This is a genomic window from Bacteroidota bacterium (assembly GCA_016711505.1).
Classification (GTDB): domain Bacteria; phylum Bacteroidota; class Bacteroidia; order AKYH767-A; family 2013-40CM-41-45; genus JADKIH01.
The window spans coordinates 669,048-688,539 of record JADJSV010000001.1; the positions used below are offsets into that span (position 1 = coordinate 669,048).

Genomic DNA, 19,492 nt, shown 5'->3' on the forward strand with positions numbered 1-19,492 from the left:
GGATTTTCTGCGTATTCTGCGTACTCTGCGGGAAATAAAATGTCATCTAATGCACACTAACAACTCTGAGAAGTGACAAATTCCGGAAAGTTAGACCGTAAAATGAAATTGATCTCATGTAAAAAATGCATGAAAATTACCTGTAAAAAATTTGTTTCATTCTTCTTAAACAAGTTTGGTTTATTTCTTACAACAATTTTTTTTTATTTGACGAACAACATAACTGAAATTATTCTGAATTACGATTTCATTCTATAAAAATCTTTTCATCCTGCAACAAATCTTACAAAGTCCTCAAATGCCTTGAATTGGTAAATGCTCCCTTCCCTGCTGATGTACTTTTAAGAAATGAAAATAGCAGCAAGTCATTTTAAAAATGCGGCTATTATAAAGGTAAAAGGTATGAATCGAAATTTACCCATTAAAAAAGTACTGGTCTTCATATGTGCTTTTCTGCTTTTCGTAAGCGGAAAAGTATCGGCAAGTCATACGATGGGAGCCGACTTAACATACGAGTGCCTCGGGGGGAATACTTACAAAGTAACTGTTTCCTTCTATCGTGATTGTATCGGAATTGCTGCGCCGGCAAATCCTTTGGTTACAGTTACATCGACATCGTGCGGTCAATCTCTTAGTGTTACCTGTTACAAACGACCAGGTACCGGTCAGGAAGTAACTCCTGCCTGTTCAAGTTCAGTTACAACTTGTAATGGCGGACCTTTTACCGGAATTCAGGAGTGGGTATATGATGGTATCATCACCTTACCAGCTGCTTGCGCCGACTGGACATTTGGTTATTCACTTTGTTGCAGAAATGCTGCAATCACTACGATCAATACTCCCAGTGGAAGTACATTCTATATCTATGCTACTTTGAATAACCTTGTTTCAACTTGTAATTCATCACCAACTTTTTCTAACAAACCTGTTCCATTCCTTTGTTTAGGTCAGCAATATTGTTTCAACCACGGTGCTTATGATGCCGATGGTGATTCACTTGTTTATGAACTGATCACTCCAATGCAAACCTCTTCATCAACTGTTACATATCATGCTCCTTACAATGCTTCTAATCCGCTTAATTCGTCGCCATCGACATCGTTTAACTCGGCGACGGGTGACATCTGTTTAAATCCACAGGCACTTGAAGTTACCGTTATGGCTGTTCTTGTAAAAGAATACAGAAACGGAGATTTGATTGGTACTGTTGAACGTGACTTGCAGTTAACAGTAATGAACTGTGCAAATACACTTCCTACTTTAACAGGTATCAATGGAACAAATAATTTCAGTATTACAATTTGTGCCAATGAGCCGACATGCTTCGACATCTTTTCAAATGATGTGGATGCAGGTCAGCAATTGTTAGTGGACTGGAATTTCGGAATTCCCGGAGCTACATTTAATACCGGAACCGGATTACATCCAACAGGAACATTTTGCTGGACACCGGGTGCATCTGACATTGGAAATAGTTATTCGTTTACAGTCAGAGTACAAGATGACGCTTGTCCGTATTACGGAAGTCAGATCTATTCTTATACTGTCAACGTAATTGGTATAACAGCCAGTGCAGGTCCTGATCAACAAATTGCATGTAGTGACCTTGCTACACTTACTGCACATGGTTACGGCGGAAGCGGTACATACACTTACTTATGGAGTACCGGTTCTACAATGCAAGCCATTACTGTCGGAGAAGGGTCATACAGCGTCACTGTTAATGATGGTTCATGTACAGCAACAGATACAGTGAATGTAACATTGCCTTTCATTCCAACAGCTGCCTTTACTAACTCTCCTGTATTGTGTTTAAATAACCCGATACAATTTACTGACCAGTCAACTACTCCTGCCGGAGTATTTACTGATTACCATTGGGATTTTGATGATGGAACTACTTCTACATTGCAAAATCCATCGCATCAGTTTCCCGGAGCAGGTTCATATGATGTTACATTAATTGTAACCAATAATCTTGGTTGTGTTGATTCAGTAACTCATACAATTGTAATTGCAACACCACCGGTTTCACAATTTACTGCATCGAATTCCTGCATCAACTCAGTAGTATCATTTACCGATCAGACTACAGGTAACGATAATTACTGGCACTGGTATTTTGGTGATGGTGCTACTTCATTTGCTCATAACCCTACTCATACATATACTTCATCAGGTACATTTAATGTCATGCTGATCAGCGGTGACACTCTTGGTTGTCTTGATACAGTTTCTCATCCGATTACAATATTCCCTTTACCTGTAGCTTCTGCAGGTACTAATCAGAATGTTTGTGCAGGTGGTTCTGTAACATTAACAGCAACTGGAGGAGTTACTTATGTTTGGCATCCTTCAGGTTCTACCGGATCTTCAATTGTATTGACTCCCGGTAGTAGTACAAACGTATCGGTAACTGTTACCGATGCGAATGGTTGTTCTGCTGTAGATACAGTAAGTATTGCAGTCAACCCTTTGCCAAATATCAATGCGGGAACAGATGGTTTTATTTGTTCAGGCGGTTCAGTGACTTTGAATGCTACAGGTGGTATTTCATATGTATGGATGCCTGGTGGTCATTCAGGTCCTTCTTATACAGTGGATCCTGCTACTACTACTTCTTATACTGTTATTGGTACCGGTGCGAATGGTTGTACTTCATCTGACATAGTTAATGTAAATGTTGGAGCTCTGCCTGTAGTAACTATTAGTCCTGACGTGAATATATGTGCTGGTCAGAGTACTACTCTTACTGCAAGTGGTGGATTAACTTATTCATGGAATCCTATTGGTGCTACTACGGGTACTGTTACTGTTACTCCCGGTACATCAACTCAATATGAAGTAATAGCAACAGATGCGGCAGGTTGTACATCGAATGCATATGTTATGGTCGATGTCAATCCACTTCCTGTTGTTAACCTGCAATCGTTTTTCCTTTGTTCAGGTTCTACAACAACTCTGAATGCAGGAAATCCAGGATCAACTTATAGCTGGAGTACCGGAGAAACAACACAAACTATCTCAATCAACGCCGGAGGAAATTATAACGTTACTGTTACTTCTCCTTTTGGTTGTGTCGCAAGCTCTGCATGTACAATTGTCAGCGGAACAGCTCTTACAATAAATCTTGCTAACGTTGCTTTTTGCCAGGGTGATTCTGCAACTCTTGATGCAGGATATCCGGGTATGACTTATAACTGGACAACAGGTGCTACTTCACAAGCTATTACAGTTCATTCAGCTGGAAATTATGGTGTAACTGTAACTGATAGTCTTGGTTGTAGTGGCTCTATAAATGTTAGTGCAGTAATGAATACCTTGCCTGTAACTAACTTCTCTGCAACTTCTGTTTGTCAGGGTGCTACTACTGCTTTCACCGATGGATCTTCCACTACATCCGGTTCCATTACTAACTGGGCCTGGGATTTTGGTGATGCCGGTAATTCAGTGGCACAAAATCCAACACATACTTATTCAACTGCCGGAACTTACATTGTTACTCTCACAACAACAACATCAAATGGTTGTTCGAGTACAATTACAAGATCGATAACTGTAAATCCATTGCCGGTTGCAGCCTTTACTACTGCAAATGGTTGCGCAGGAAGTAATATTTCATTCACAAATACTTCGACAGTAAGTACAGGTTTCATAAATACATTTGCATGGAATTTCGGAGATGCTACAACTTCTTCAAGTTCTAATCCTACACATACTTATGCTAGTGCAGGAAACTATGTAGTAAATCTGCAGGTAACAACAGCAGGTGGTTGTTCGGCAAACGTAAATGGAAACTTAACTGTTCATCCGATTCCTGTTGCTACATTCTCTGCTCCTGCAGCTTGTTTAGGAAATGCAACTGTATTCAATAATACATCGAGTATTTCCACAGGTTCAATTACTACTACCAACTGGAATTTTAATGACTCATATACGTCTACACAAAATTCTCCTTCCCATACATTTACTACCTCAGGTACACATAGTGTTAACCTGATCGTAAGTTCTGCATTTGGTTGTACTGATACAGTAATTCAGAATATTACCATCAATGCTCTTCCTGTTCCAAATGCGGGAGCTGATCAGACAGTTTGTAACGGTACTACAGTAAGTCTTACTGCAACCGGTGGAACAACCTATAACTGGATGCCGGGAAATCATACTGGTTCAACTTATTCAGTTTCGCCTTCAGCAACTACGACTTATTCAGTTCAGGTCACTGATGCTAATGGATGCTCTGCTTCAGACAATGTTGTTGTTAATATCAATTCATTGCCAACTGCAAATGCAGGTGCTAACAGAGCGATCTGTACAGGTGGATCTGTTACACTAAATGGATCCGGTGGATCTACATACAACTGGATGCCCGGTAATTTAACTACTGCGAACATCGCGGTAAACCCGACAGCAAATACAACATTTATACTCACGGTAACTGATGCTAACGGATGTCAGGATACTGATCAGGTAGCAGTTACTGTAAATGCTTTACCTGTTGTGTCTGCCGGTCCTGATCAGGCGATCTGTAATGGTTCTATCGTCAACTTTACTGCAACCGGTGCAACTACTTACCAATGGAATCCTATTGGAAGCACAGCATCAAGTATTTTTGTTACTCCTTCTGTCAATTCAACATATACTTTGATCGGTACTGATGCCAATGGATGTATTTCCAGTGATACAGTAAGCGTCACAGTTCATGCTGTTCCAGTAGTCAACTTAAATCCAACATTTATTTGTTTAGGATATAGTTCGACTCTTGATGCAGGAAATGCAGGAAGTTCATATGACTGGTCTACGGGTGAAACAACTCAAACTATTTCAGTTTCGGACTCAGGTTCTTATACTGTTGTAGTAACAAGTGCAAACGGTTGTGCGGCTCTTGGACAAACTGTTGTTACGGTTGGTGGAAACATCACTGCAAATCCTACCACAATAAATATTTGTTCCGGAAATTCAACAACATTGAATGCCGGTAATCCCGGAAGTACATATGCTTGGTCAACGGGTCAAACAACTCAAACGATCACAACAAGTATATCCGGAAATTATTATGTAACAATTACAGACCTGAATGGTTGTGCTGCTACAAAACTCAACGTGGTTAATGTTGACCCATTACCTGTCGCATCCTTTGCAGTTAGTCCAACCTGCCTTGGAAACTCAACAATGTTTACAAACAACAGTACTATATCAAGTGGAACTATTGCAAATTCATTGTGGTCATTCGGTGATTCATTTTCTTCGAGCTCATTAAATCCTTCCCACTCTTATTCAGGAGCCGGTTCGTATTCAGTTACTCTCACTATCACTTCAGCAGCCGGTTGTACTTCTACAACGAATCAAAACGTAGTAATAAATCCATTACCTACAGCTGATTTTTCTACTACTACTGTTTGTCTTGGTTCTTCGAACCAGTTCACTGATAATTCTACTGTGAGTTCAGGATTTATTTCTGAATGGATCTGGAATTTTGGTGATGGAACTACAGGAACATCGGCTTCAACAAGTCATGCTTATTCAACTGCAGGAAATTATACTGCTACTTTAATTGCAGTAACAAATAATAATTGCTCTGATACTATTTCTCATCAGGTTGTAGTAAATGGTTTACCTGTATCAGCCTTTACTGCCGGCAACGGTTGTGCTGAATCGCTGATTAATTTCACAAATACTTCAAACTCTGCTTATGGTTCCATAACTGCTTATGCATGGAATTTCAATAATGGAAACACTTCAACATTAACGGATCCATCGATTCAATTTACAAACCCGGGAACGTACAATGTTTCATTGATAGCAACAACAGTTTCAGGTTGTGTTGACACATCAAAACAGGCAATTACAATTTATCCGGTTCCTGTTGCAGCAATCAATGTAACTTCTGCCTGTACGAATTCTAATATTGGTCTTGTAAATAATTCTACGATTACTTCAGGAACTATACAAAATCATTACTGGACTTTTGGCGACAATACAACATCAAATGCAATTACTCCTTCACATACTTATGCTTCAGCTGGAACATACACTGTGAATCTGGTTGTAACCTCTGACCGTGGTTGTCGTGATACTGTCTCAGTAACCACAAATTCTCATCCACTTCCTGTAGTCAGCATGACAACAGAAAGCGTATGTCTTGGAATTGATGTTGATTTCTTAAACTCTACCTCTTCTGCTTCCGGTGGAATAACAACATGGAACTGGTCATTTGGTGATGGAACAACTTCAACATCATTCCAGCCTTCACATAATTATCCTGCACCGGGAAATTACACTGTTCAACTCACAGCTACATCTAATTACGGATGTAATGCTACTTCAAGTTCTTCATTAAACATATATCCAAATCCGGTCGCTGCCTTCGCAGTATCGAATGTCTGCTTAGGCGGAGCAAATCAGCTTGTCAACCTTTCATCGGTTGATGGTGGTATCAGCTTCACAAGTACATGGACATTTGATGATGGAACGCACGATCAATCAACAAATCCTTCCCATACATTTGCCGCTGCCGGTGGTTACAATATTTCATTGGCAGTTTCCACACCCAACGGTTGTACATCTCAGGTTACCCACAACCTGAGTGTGTATAATCCTCCGGTTGCACGGTTCCTTGGAAATGATGTATGCGATGGTGTATCAACCCACTTCATAGATCAGTCGTATTCTCAGGACGGAAACATTGTTGGCTGGTTATGGAACTTCGGTGACAATGGTGCATCGATTGAAGGTAACCCTGCTCATCTTTATGGTGATCCGAATACTTACAATGTATCATTAACTGTTACTTCGATTTATGGATGTTATGATACTTACAACGATTCTGTTCAGATCTTTGCACGTCCATTTACTGCTATACATGCAACCTCTGCATGTCAGAATGCACCGGTTCAGTTCATGAACATGTCGAATAGTTCAGGTCAGGTTAATTACAACTGGGATCTTGGCAATGGATTTACTACGACGGATTCTTCATTCAGTTATACATTTGGTACAGCAGGATTCTATGATGTGACTCTTGTTGCAACTGATTCAAATAATTGTTCAACAACAGAACTTGCCCGTGTAGAAGTTTATCCTTTACCGGTACCAAATTTTGTTACAACAGAAGCTTGTCTTAATTCACCTACACAATTCACAAATCAATCTTATGTGAATTCAGGAAGTACAATTTCTGCATACATCTGGAATTTTGGTGATCAGTCAACTGCTAACCAAACTAATCCGAATCACACCTATGCTCAGGTTGGAACTTATAATATCACACTCGAAGCAGTTACAAATTACGGTTGTCGTGAGACAACAGTTGTACAGGCGCGTGTGAATCCAAATCCTGTTGCAATATTTGCTTCAAGTGGTTCAGGTTGCGGACCGATAACTTCAACTTTCACTGAAGGGTCATCTGTCAGTGAAGGAAGTGTAACGGGTTGGTTATGGACATTTGGAGATGGAGATATTTCTACGGATCGTTATCCGACTCACATCTTTACAAATCCGGGTAACTATGATGTTAACCTGACTGTCGTTTCTGATCGTGGATGTTATGCTTCTTATACCGGCTCAAATGTGATCCAGGTGTATCCATCACCTACTGCTGATTTTACTGCCAGTACTTATATAACTGATATCATGAATCCAACGATCGATTTCCAGAATCTTTCTACGAATTATTCAGCTTATCAGTGGGTATTTGGTGATGGTGCTTCAACTACAACAGTTCTTAATCCGACACATACGTTCAGTGATACAGGTTCTTATTCTGCTTTGCTGATCACAACAAATGCTTATGGTTGTCGTGATACGATCTTCAAATCAATTGAGATCCGTCCGAAATCAACATTGTTTGTTCCGAATTGTTTTACACCTAACGGTGACGGTAAAAATGAGGTCTTCAGACCATACCATACGAATATGGAACACTTACAAGTGTGGGTATTCGACAGATGGGGATTGTTACTTAAAACCTGGGATACTCTTGACGGTTCATGGGATGGTTTCTATGATGGTAAAAAGTGTCAACAGGATACATATGTATATAAAATTATTGGTGAGGGTATTGACGGACAACATTCCGAATGGGTGGGTCACGTGAGTATTGTTTACTAAAAATAGTGCGTTTGGTTTTTCATGGTGTGTTTCTGAACTCCCGGAGTGCGTCCGGGAGTTCTTCTTTATAACCATTCCCGTAAATTCTTATCTGAACTTCCAGCCCGGAGGATACACCGAACGGACATTAGGACGTGTTCTCACCAAAGATCGCAAGTAAGCGAACTTATGCGGCGTCCCGAATACTGCACGCAATTTTTTGAAGTCTTCAAAGATCATAATTTGACGGTCATCTTTCGGATGAAAGCCAAATGAATAATTATCGTAGTTGTTCATATTTGTTTTATTGATGAATCAAAAATACGATTGCGATGAAGGGAGTTCAATTATTATTGGTGGATGGGGGTTTCGGGAGGGCGAGTAAATTGGAATGTCTTCTTAAGTAAAAACAATTGATGTTACAGAAAAGATAAAAATTCCAACCAGAATAAAAGTATCGGACTTTGCTTTTTTATTTTTGACAAAACATCAAAGGGATAAAAAACTACTCTTATATTGGTAAAAAATAATTTATACTGATTTGAAGAAGATTCTGTACTTTATTGCATTCTTGACTTTTCCTGCAATGGTTTATTCCCAGTTACCGGGAGAAATTGATACTACATTTGGAACACCAATTAAAGAGAATTTTTATACAAGTGGAATAGCATATTCACTTCATAGTAAGGTATTGGTTCAACCTGATGGAAAGTTAATTCTTGGAAGTGATCTTTTTGAATTCAACAGTGGACATATAGTTTTAAATGTAACAAGATTGAATGAAAATGACACTTTTGATTCTTTAGGTTTTGACAATAATAATCCAGGTCTTGATGAAGGGTATTTTCACGATCTTGCATTACAAAGCGATGGTAAGATCCTAGTAGCAGGTCAAGATTTTGATACCTCATTATCAAATCATAACCTAATAAGATTAAATTCTGATCGCACAATCGACACGTCTTTTCATCATGCAGTGTACCAAGGACCCGTATGGACAATGGTTCCACAACAGAATGGAAAAATTCTGGTGGGTGGAAATTTTGCAACTGTGGATGGAATTATGCAGGAGAATATGGTAAGAGTGAATTTTGATGGAACGAGAGATTCTACCTTCGATATTAGAGGATTGAATTATTCCGTTAAAGTTATCACTGATGATACCATAAATGACAGGATTTTTGCCGCAGGACCATTTACCCAATGTCATGGAGAATTTTACAATGGTTTGGTTGCACTGAAATACGATGGATCTCTTGATACTTCCTGGCATAATCCCGGAATTACAAATATTGTTGATTTGTCGGTAGATGGTACCGGCAAATTATTGGTAGCAACAAAAGGTGGAATCAGACGCCTCAATATTGATGGGACAAATGACACTTCTTTTGATATTGGGACAGTAACAGGATTAGGTTATATATATGATATTGCACTGGATCAGAATGGTAAGATACTTGTTGCTGGAACTTTTTCTGAATTTAAAGGGATCAATCAGCACACCATTTGTCGATTGTTAAGCGATGGTAATATTGACACTACATTCTGGTCTAATTACAGATATCCTAATACAGGTGGACAAGGGATCTATTCCATTGCAATAGAAAGTACAGGTAATATAGTTTGTAGAGGTTCGTTTTATACCTATGAAAACTTTGAGAGGTGGGGTATTATGAGACTTGAACCTGATGGTTATCTTCATTATTCTTTTATTCCAAAATATGGTCTCAATAAAGGATGTTCGTCTTGTTATGCAAATGCTTCAGATATTGCAGTTCAACAAGATGGAAAAATACTTGTGGGTGGCGACTTTGCAGGTTATGACGGATATAGCCAGGAAGCGTTGATAAGACTTGAAACCAATGGTAGAGTTGATACTTCATTTAATACACAATTGTTTTATTCAGGAAGACCGTCGGTAAGCCAAATTGTAATTGATCAAGCAATACAGAAAATATATCTTTTGGGATCTTTTTCCGGAACAGGAAGTTTTAATCAATCTTACATTTTAAGATTGAATTTTGATGGTTCTCCTGACACAACATTTGTATTGGATTCAACAATTGTTAATAATGGATTTCACAGGATGGCTTTACAGCCTGATGGAAAGTTGATCCTTACTGGTAATTTTTTAACTTTTGGTTCTCCAACTTCTAAGTATATTTTGCGAATAGATGCAACAGGGGCGATAGATCCAACATTTAATCCAGGTGTTGGCTTTAATCCAGCATTTCTGCCGGCTATAGTTCTACAACCGGATGGTAAAATTGTCGTTGGAGGAGATTTCAGTTCTTATGATGGTCATAGCGTAAATAATATTGTAAGAATAAATACAGATGGATCTTACGATAGTACATTTGTTACAGGGACAGGTTTTAGTAACAGATTGACGAATTTGATTCTCGGGTCTAATGGAAATATAATTGCCGGAGGGTATTTTAGCTTATATAATGGAAACTCATCCAACTTAATTGCTTCTATCAGATCCAATGGAGATTTTGATTCTACCTTTATGTCAACTCTTAATTCTGGCTCGGGACATTATATTTCTGCTATGCTTCTGCAATCAGATGGAAAGATAGTAACAGGTGGATTTTTTAATGCAGGTAATTATAGTGGCTTAGCAAGATTGAACCTTGACGGTACAATTGACAGCAGCATCTTTATTCAGAGTTATCCGGGTGCAGGTGGAGGATGTTTTTCATCTGATGCAAGTGGCAGACTACTAATGGGTGGTGCGTTCAATAAATATGATGGTTACCTGATAAACTGCCTTACAAGAATTTACATGGATAATTTACCAGAAGCTAATCGTAACGCTTGATCTTTCAAAAGTAAGATCTGTCAGTGAAATTCGAATCATAGATATGAACGGTAGAATTTTGAAAAATATTAAAATGAGAAATCAGTTCCGGGAGAATTTAAATATTGATTTGAGCGAAATTCCTTCTGGATTATATATTCTAACCCGGGTCTTTGACGACAAAAGAAGAAGTGTGAGATTTAATGTTGTGAAATAATATTGCAAACTTCAAAGTTGAGTGATATTTAAACAGCGTATTATTTTCATTTGCAGAACTAAGAATATAGATTTGGTTGCTGATTTTAATAATACATTCTCCACTCGGTCGTAATTGAATAAAAAATTCACAGGTTTTTGTGTGAGTTTGAGTGTGGAGAGTGGCGAACTAACGAAGAACTTTCTTGGGTGAGACTTTGTTCTCTTTTTTTTGGATTTTTTTTAAAACAAAAACGCCACAGGGGAAGCTGTGGCGCTTGAATTGACTATTCACCTAAACAATACCTAAATTTTATTTTCATGAGGCAGGAAAAAAGTAACGGTCGTTTAAAATACCGGTTTGGAAACACGAGATCCGGTAACGGCCGTTACTTGAATTTCAATCGCGCCGGCTGAGATTTGGGGGAATGCCGACTGAGAAAACCTGCAACTATTTTTACTGGCAGTTTCAATTAAATTTACTCCTGCTGTTACTAAAGAACGATTTAATGACGCTAAACTATTGGGATTTTTAGTTCAAAAACGGGCTTTTTTGTCAACTGCCGAAAAACTCAGGTGAACGATGCCTTATCGTAGGCGAATATTTCCGCATCACCTGAAGTAGTTTAAAATTAACAAATCAACCTCAACTGATTTTCAGCTTGTTAAGGATAGTTAACAGATTTTTATTCTAAGCACTTTCTATTAGCTTCGCTTTCCATTACAACCAAAAAAATATGAGAAAATCATTACTTCTTTGCATCGCTGTCTTTATAGCCGGAACAGCTCAATCACAATTCAAATATCCTCCTACTGCCAAACAAGATCAAAAAGATACTTACTTCGGTACTGAGATCAGCGACCCTTATCGCTGGCTGGAAGATGATCGCTCTGCTGAAACGGGACAATGGGTCAAAGAACAAAATATCGTTACCGAAAATTATCTCAAAACAATTCCTTTCAGAGACAATTTAAAAAAACGACTTACACAACTTTGGAATTTTCCGAAATCTGCTTCTCCTTTTAAAGCAGGGAAAAACTATTTCGTTTATACAAATAACGGTCTGCAAAATCAATTCGTATTGAACATACTCAGAGGTTCCATCTCTGCAAAACCGGAAGTATTTCTCGACCCGAATACAATGTCATCTGATGGCACAACAAACATCGGCACAATCTCCGTTTCAAACGACGGAAAATATATGGCCTATGCATTCTCAAAAGCCGGGAGCGACTGGCAGGAAATCAACATAAAAAATACTATCGATGGCGGTATGCTGACTGATAAAGTTGAATGGGTGAAATTCTCCGGAATTGCATGGAGAGCAGGCGGATTTTTCTATTCGCGATACGACAAACCTGATGAGAAAAATGTACTCAAAGGTCAGAATGAATTTCAAAAGATCTACTTCCATATTGCAGGAACTCCTCAGAGTGTTGATCAGTTGATCTATGAAGACAAAGCTCATCCGCAAAGAAATTTCGGTGCGGGAACTACTGATGATGAAAACTGGTTGATCATCTCCGGCTCGGAAGGTACCAGTGGAAATAATGTGATCGTTAAAGATCTTGAAACACCGGATACAAAATTCGTGACTTTAGTTTCTGATTTTGAATATGACAATGCAGTTGTAGATAATGAAGGAAGTAACTTTTTCATTCTTACAAATAAAGATGCATCCCGCTATAAACTCATTTCTGTGGATGCTAAAAATCCAGCAGCTCCACCGGTTGTAATAATCCCTGAATCAAAAGATGTTCTCATCTCTGTCAGCGCCGGAAAAAATTTCCTTATTGCACAATATATGCACAATGCAACAGGCTTACTAAAAGTTTTCTCGAGAAAAGGTGAGTTCCTCTATGATATTCCACTTGCTTCAATCGGTGCAGTTGATCAGATCACTGCAAGTAAGAAAGATTCTAAAATGTTTTACTCACTTGACTCCTACACTGCCCCATCAACTATCTATCAATTTGATTTGGACTCAAAATTACAGACCGTTTTTTTCAAACCAAAAATGGACCTGAATCTTGATGAATATGAAACGAAGCAAGTATTTTATCCAAGTAAGGATGGCACTTCGATCTCTATGTTCATCTTCCACAAAAAAGGAATTGAATTGAACGGAAATAATCCGACAATGATATTTGGCTACGGCGGATTCAATATTCCTATGACGCCACAATTCAAGATCGAAAGAATGTTGTTTCTTGAAAATGGCGGCATCTATGCCATTGCAAACTTACGCGGTGGCGGAGAATATGGCGAAGAATGGCACGAAGCCGGAACAAAATTAAAGAAGCAAAATACATTCGACGATTGTATTGCTGCTGCTGAATATCTGATCAAAGAAAAATATACCAATCCTTCAAAACTTGCACTTAGCGGCAGATCAAATGGCGGATTACTTGTTGGTGCAGTCATGACTCAACGTCCCGACCTTTTCAAAGTTGCTATTCCAACAGTTGGAGTACTAGACATGCTACGCTACCACAAATTTACAATCGGCTGGGCATGGAAAAGTGATTATGGCTCCAGTGAAGACGAACCGAATTTCAAAAACCTGCTTTCTTTCTCACCACTTCATAACATCAAAGAAAGAACAAATTATCCTGCAACTCTTGTTATCACCGGCGATCATGACGACAGAGTTGTTCCGGCACATTCATTCAAATTCATTGCTACCCTTCAGGAAAAATACAAAGGCGATGATCCTGTAATGGTAAGAATTGATGTCAACTCAGGACATGCTTCTACTACTGCATTAGGCTCCAGCAAACCGGTAAGTAAACAGATCGATGAGCAGACGGATATATTTAGTTTCTTGATGTATAATCTGGGGATGACGGTGAAGTAATCCTGGGACTTTGGAGGTCAAAAAAGGAAGGTCAGAGGTCAAAGGTCAGAGGTCACGCTACTTACTTGTAAGATGCGTGACCTCTGACTTTTGACCTCTGACCTAGTTCCTCTGACCAAATAACAAAGCTCTTACTTTTGAACATCCCACTCTGAAAAGTCAAAACACTGCTGCAACAAACCGAGGCAGAATTTCCTACTTTTGTACAAAAGGAATTCATTCATGAAATTAAAAGTAGGTATCGTTTTTGGCGGATTTTTCGAGGGAAAGGGAAATTTCATTTGCAGGTGGACGAACTGTTTACGACAATTTAAATAAATCACTATTTGATGCCGTGCCGATTTTTGTGGACAGCTTTGGAAATTTTGTTCTTCTGGATTGGCAATATATTTACAAAGGTAGCATCAGAGATTTTTATCCACCTGTCGATAAACTTCCGGGATCATCGAATGAATTTCAGATCTACGCAGAAAGTTTAGGTGAATTAAAACCATATGAACAGGAAGCTTTAATTTCTTCGATCGGAAAAAAAATTCAGCTCTCTGATCTGTCAAACATAATTGATTTTGCTTTCTTATGTCTGCACGGTCCATATGGTGAAGATGGCCGCATACAAGGCTTGTTTGAATATTTGGGAATTCCTTATTCAGGTTCAGGAATTTTATCTTCTGCAATCGGTATCAATAAAGCCGTTCAGAAAAAATTAATGGTCGCATCAGGTTTTGAAAGTCCGGCATTCTTTTCTGTGATGAAAGAAGATTTCAGTTCCGATAAGATCTACACACTGTTCGACAGAGTAAAGCGCGAGATCGGTTTTCCTTGCGTCGTTAAACCGGCGAATCAAGGTTCTTCAATCGGAGTTTCTATTCTCAATAATGAATCAAAAGAAGAATTTGAAAAAGCACTACTCAATGCATTTTTTGTTAAGACTCTGAATGCTGATGAATGGAATGCCGTAAAAAATCAAACTGAATATATCCGCACGCTTACTGATATCCGTGAAGGTGTCGGAATACCACTTACAATTATTGTTGGAAGTAAAAAAGAAACAGTCCATCATCCGGAAGTATTGCTTGCGAAAATTGATGATGCTTTTAAAACAGGTGCTCAATCCATTTCACTTGAAAGTCTGGATTCTGAAAGCGAAGTTCTGATCGAAGGATTTATCGATGGCAAAGAATTTTCTGTTATCGTCATTCGTAACGAAGACTTTTCTCCCGTTGCCTTACCTCCTACTGAGATCAGAAAAGGAAAAGAACTTTTTGATTACAGAAGTAAATATTTACCCGGATTGTCGAGGAAAATTACTCCGATCAATTTGCCATATGAAAACATTCAGGAGATCAGAAAAGAATGTGAACGATTATTTTCTGCATTGAACTTTAATGTCTATGCACGGATTGATGGCTTCATTACTGCAGAGGGAAAAGTTTTTCTGAACGATCCAAATACAACTTCAGGAATGATGCCGTCATCATTCTTCTTTCATCAGGCTGCTGAGATCGGATTGAATCCATCTCAATTTCTGACGTATATCATTCGTACATCTTTGCTTGAACGAACGCATGATATGCGTGACAGGAAATCAATTGCAACGCTACTGAAAGATCTTGACAAAGCAATTCTCTCTCTGAAATCTGCTGAATCAACTAAGATCAGAGCTGCAGTTATAATGGGCGGCTATTCTTAGATGAAGTTTTCATCGCTTTACATGGTCGTCCGGGTGAAGATGGTGCTATACAAAAAGAACTTGAGAAAGTCGGACTGCCTTATAATGGTTCAGGAATTGAATCATCAAAGATCACTATCAACAAGTACGAGACAAACGAAATTCTACATCAAAACGGATTACTTGTAGCACAACATGCACTTGTAAACATTTCAGATTACAATAAAGATGCGGATCAATTCATAAAAGAAATTCTGAAAAAATTCCGTTTCCCTTTTATTGCAAAACCTGTAGATGATGGATGTTCAAGTGCTGTGAAAAAAGTTAAGAACGAAGAAGAACTTCGCTCCTTTGCAGCTCTGATCTTTCGTCAGCAGGAAGAATTGAGTGAACGCGAAGCCGCAATTCTTAATCTTAAACTGAAAGAAGAATTTCCTCAAAAGAACCAGTTTCTCATAGAAGAATTGATTGAGAAAAAAGATGCTGCACATTTCCTCGAAATAACAGGCGGAATGCTTACAACTTTAGATGAAAACGGAAATTGCGTCTATCAAATTTTCGAAGCATCGGAAGCGTTATCGGAAGGCGATGTGCTTTCACTGGAAGAGAAATTTCTTGCCGGACAAGGACAGAACATCACTCCTGCCCGGTATGCTAAAGACCCGAAAGAACGTCAGCGCATTTCTGAAATTGTAAAAGCAGAATTTAAAAAAGCAGCAGAGCTATTAAAGATAGAAGGCTATTCCCGTATCGATGCATTCGTGAGAATTTATAAGGATGGAAAAGTTGAAGTGATATTTATAGAAGTAAATTCTTTACCGGGAATGACACCGGCAACTTGTATCTTCCATCAATCGGCAATTGCCGGGTTAAAACCTTACGAATTCATAGATAAAATTCTTGAATACGGTCGTGAGAAAAAAAACAGAACAGTAGAACTCAATCAATAATATGTCAAATTTAGGAAGCTTTCTTAAAAGCAGAACTTTCGTTATCAATCTCGTAATTTTATTGGTTTTCCTGCTGATCGTATTTGGTGGAGTCTCTTCATGGATGTCGAGTTTCACTCATCATGGTGAAAGTATTTCTGTTCCTGATCTTCGTGGACAAAAGATGGAAAGAATGCCGGCATTTCTTGCAGACAAACATTTACAATTTAAAGTTATCGATTCATTATTCGATCTGGAAAAAAATCCGGGAACTGTTTTAGAACAGGACCCTGCTCCGAATAGTAAAGTTAAGGAAGGTCGTACTATTTATCTTACAGTTAACGCTCAGCATCCGCCTGACGTAAAAATGCCGAATCTTATCGATGTTTCTTATCGCCAGGCAGAAGCTATCCTGGTATCGTTCGGACTTCGCGTCGGTCAGCTTACTTATCGGCCGGATCTGGCGAAAAACGCTGTCCTCGATCAGCGCTTTAAAGGAAGCAGTATTTCTCCCGGAAAAAATATTCCGAAAGGTTCAAAAATTGACCTGACATTGGGAGATGGTTTAGGGAGCGTCGAAGTTCCCGTTCCCGATCTGACAGGTTCACCGCTCGATGAAGCATTATTCGTTCTGAAAGGATCTTCGTTGAATGTAGGCACCATTTATTACGATAAGGGCGTTCGTGACTCTACAAAGGCTATAATCTACCGACAAGAGCCGGCTGCAGGTGGAAATTCGACAATGAATCAGGGCGAAGCGATCGATATTTACCTCAGATAAAGGCAATAAATCAGTTCATTTTTCGTATTTTTGTAACTAATCAGTTCTCCCTAAGAACCAAATCATTACTATGCATAAATTGAACTTCAGGAATAGTTTATTCCAACTTTGCATTATTGCGCTTCTTCAATTAATCACTTCAGAAAATATCTCAGCACAGGAACAAATTATTCCCCTTGGAAATAATCCTGTTTTGATGAATGCTGCAAAAGAAATAAACCAACAATCCGGTTTAAGAAGAACAGCAGTCGTTGACACTATAGTTCTTCCTTTTGAAGATGATTTTTCAAGACCCGGAATGTATCCTTATGATGGACTCTGGCTTGACAGCAGTGTTTTTGTCAATACAAACTATCCTGACAATCCTTATACAATTGGCGTAGCCACATTCGATGGATTGAATCAATACGGAGTGCCGCACAATCCGGCTGCAACGCAGGACTCTATTGGCGATAACCTGACTTCAAAACCAATTGACCTGGGGGTTTTAGTTGGTGACACTAGTGTATGGATCAGTTTCTTCTATCAGGCCGGTGGTTTAGGAGATGTTCCTGAAACAGCAGATTCTATAGTTCTGCAATTCCGGGATACAGGCGGAGTCTGGAATACTGTCTGGGCAATGCCGGGCAGATCTGATACTGCTTTTCAAAGAGCTAACATCCGGATTCTTGATGCAAAATATTTTTATCGCGGGTTTCAATTTCGTTTTTACAACATAGCAACTATAAATGGCAATCGTGATCACTGGCATATTGATTATGTAATTCTAAAAAATGGAACTACTGCAAATTCTGCTATCAATGACAATGCACATGTTTATCCACATTTATCTTTGTTGAATGAATTTACATCAATGCCCTATCCGCATTATAAGTCATTGGGTGCACAAATGTCAAGTGCAATGAAAACTTCTTTAGCGGATAGTATTTACACTCTTGATTATGGAGTAACTTCAATTACACCTGAGTTAACCATCAGTCAATTTGGATCTTCAATTTTCAGCACAAATTTAGGTGGCCCAATCACAACAAATGGTTCAAACTTATATACACCTTATTCTTTCCCTTCAAATTTCACTTTCCCTGTTCAGAGTACCGATTCAGTTGATTTTCTGGTAAAATCTTTTTTCCCATTTACCGGAGCATTTTCTAACAGATTCAATGATACAAGTTATTTCACGCAGCATTTAAATAATTATTATGCCTATGATGATGGAACTGCAGAAGTTGGTTATGGTCTTACAGGAAATACAGATGTCCAGATCGCTTATAAGTTCGATGTAAAAATGCGCGATACACTTGTTGGAGCTCAGATCTATTTCAATCCTGTTGGCATTGATGTTTCAAATACATTATTTCAACTTATCGCCTGGAGTTCAGTGGATGTTGCAGGGAATTCTGATACAAGAATTCATTCAACATATGATCTTAAACCTGGTGTTAATACCAGTATCAATGGCTTTAAAACATTTATTTTCGATGCACCACTTGTTGTTGATCCGGGAACTATCTTCATCGGTATTGAACAAAACGAACCTGCAACGCAATATGGAATTGGATTAGACAGAAATACAGATTCACGAAGTAAAATGTATTATCATCTGGATGGTTTCTGGCGTCAATCGAATATTCAGGGGTCATGGATGATCAGACCGATCTTCGGAGCAAGATATCCGTTTACTGTTGGAGTAAGTGAAGCTAGCTACAGTTTTGATTTCAGTATCTATCCAAATCCTGCATCTGAAAAAATTACAATCGAACTTCCATTTAACAAAAAATCAAAAGTTCAGATCATCAATGTAGTCGGTGAAGTTATTCTGGAAGAAGAGATCACGTCTTCGAAAACAATTTCCATAGAAAATATTGCTGCCGGAATTTATTTTGCAAGAATTACAAATGACAATAATTTCAGTTCGGTTCGCAAATTTGTGATCAACTAGAGAATGATTTCGGAATTCGGATTGCAGAATTAGATAGATTCTGGAAATTACTTTCATTATTTAGGAATGCGGATTGCGGATTGCGGAATGAGCCAGATTAAAGAGATTACTTGCAGCAACGCCATACGAATGAAAAATCTCGAATTACGATAAAATAAAAAAAATGACCAACCAAGAGAAGGAGAACAGCGGGACGGATAATAACGAACTACCAGGTACAGACATTGAGA

General features: G+C 38.7%; 7 protein-coding genes and 1 pseudogene. 7 read left to right on the top strand and 1 reads right to left on the bottom strand.

Annotated elements, in window-relative coordinates:
- The first annotated feature begins 348 nt into the window (after nucleotides 1–348).
- A complete protein-coding gene (locus tag IPL24_02900) occupies nucleotides 349–8,109 on the top strand; it encodes a PKD domain-containing protein (protein ID MBK8362646.1) in 7,761 nt (2,586 codons plus the stop codon).
- An 87-nt stretch (nucleotides 8,110–8,196) separates the two neighbouring features.
- Here IPL24_02900 and IPL24_02905 read toward each other — a convergent pair whose 3' ends face one another.
- Entirely contained in the window at nucleotides 8,197–8,385 is a 189-nt protein-coding gene (locus tag IPL24_02905; GenBank protein ID MBK8362647.1) for a hypothetical protein, read from the bottom strand.
- A 244-nt stretch (nucleotides 8,386–8,629) separates the two neighbouring features.
- Here IPL24_02905 and IPL24_02910 point away from each other — a divergent pair, with 244 nt between their 5' ends.
- The 6 genes and pseudogenes from IPL24_02910 to IPL24_02935 all read left to right on the top strand — a co-directional run bounded on the left by IPL24_02910 (nucleotide 8,630) and on the right by IPL24_02935 (nucleotide 19,262).
- Nucleotides 8,630–10,912 carry a hypothetical protein gene (locus tag IPL24_02910; protein ID MBK8362648.1) on the top strand — a complete coding sequence of 761 codons (2,283 nt, stop codon included), beginning with the start codon at nucleotides 8,630–8,632 and terminating at the stop codon, nucleotides 10,910–10,912.
- A gap of 43 nt (nucleotides 10,913–10,955) precedes the next feature.
- A complete protein-coding gene (locus IPL24_02915; GenBank protein MBK8362649.1) occupies nucleotides 10,956–11,108 on the top strand; it encodes a hypothetical protein in 153 nt (50 codons plus the stop codon).
- A gap of 715 nt (nucleotides 11,109–11,823) precedes the next feature.
- A complete protein-coding gene (locus tag IPL24_02920; GenBank protein MBK8362650.1) occupies nucleotides 11,824–13,944 on the top strand; it encodes a S9 family peptidase in 2,121 nt (706 codons plus the stop codon).
- A gap of 222 nt (nucleotides 13,945–14,166) precedes the next feature.
- Nucleotides 14,167–16,563: pseudogene (locus IPL24_02925) on the top strand (hypothetical protein).
- 1 nt (nucleotide 16,564) lies between these two features.
- Nucleotides 16,565–17,323: a PASTA domain-containing protein gene (locus IPL24_02930; protein ID MBK8362651.1), complete on the top strand. Its 759-nt coding sequence runs from the start codon at nucleotides 16,565–16,567 to the stop codon at nucleotides 17,321–17,323.
- Nucleotides 17,324–17,393: 70 nt separating this feature from the next.
- Nucleotides 17,394–19,262 carry a T9SS type A sorting domain-containing protein gene (locus tag IPL24_02935; GenBank protein ID MBK8362652.1) on the top strand — a complete coding sequence of 623 codons (1,869 nt, stop codon included), beginning with the start codon at nucleotides 17,394–17,396 and terminating at the stop codon, nucleotides 19,260–19,262.
- Nucleotides 19,263–19,492 lie beyond the last annotated feature (230 nt).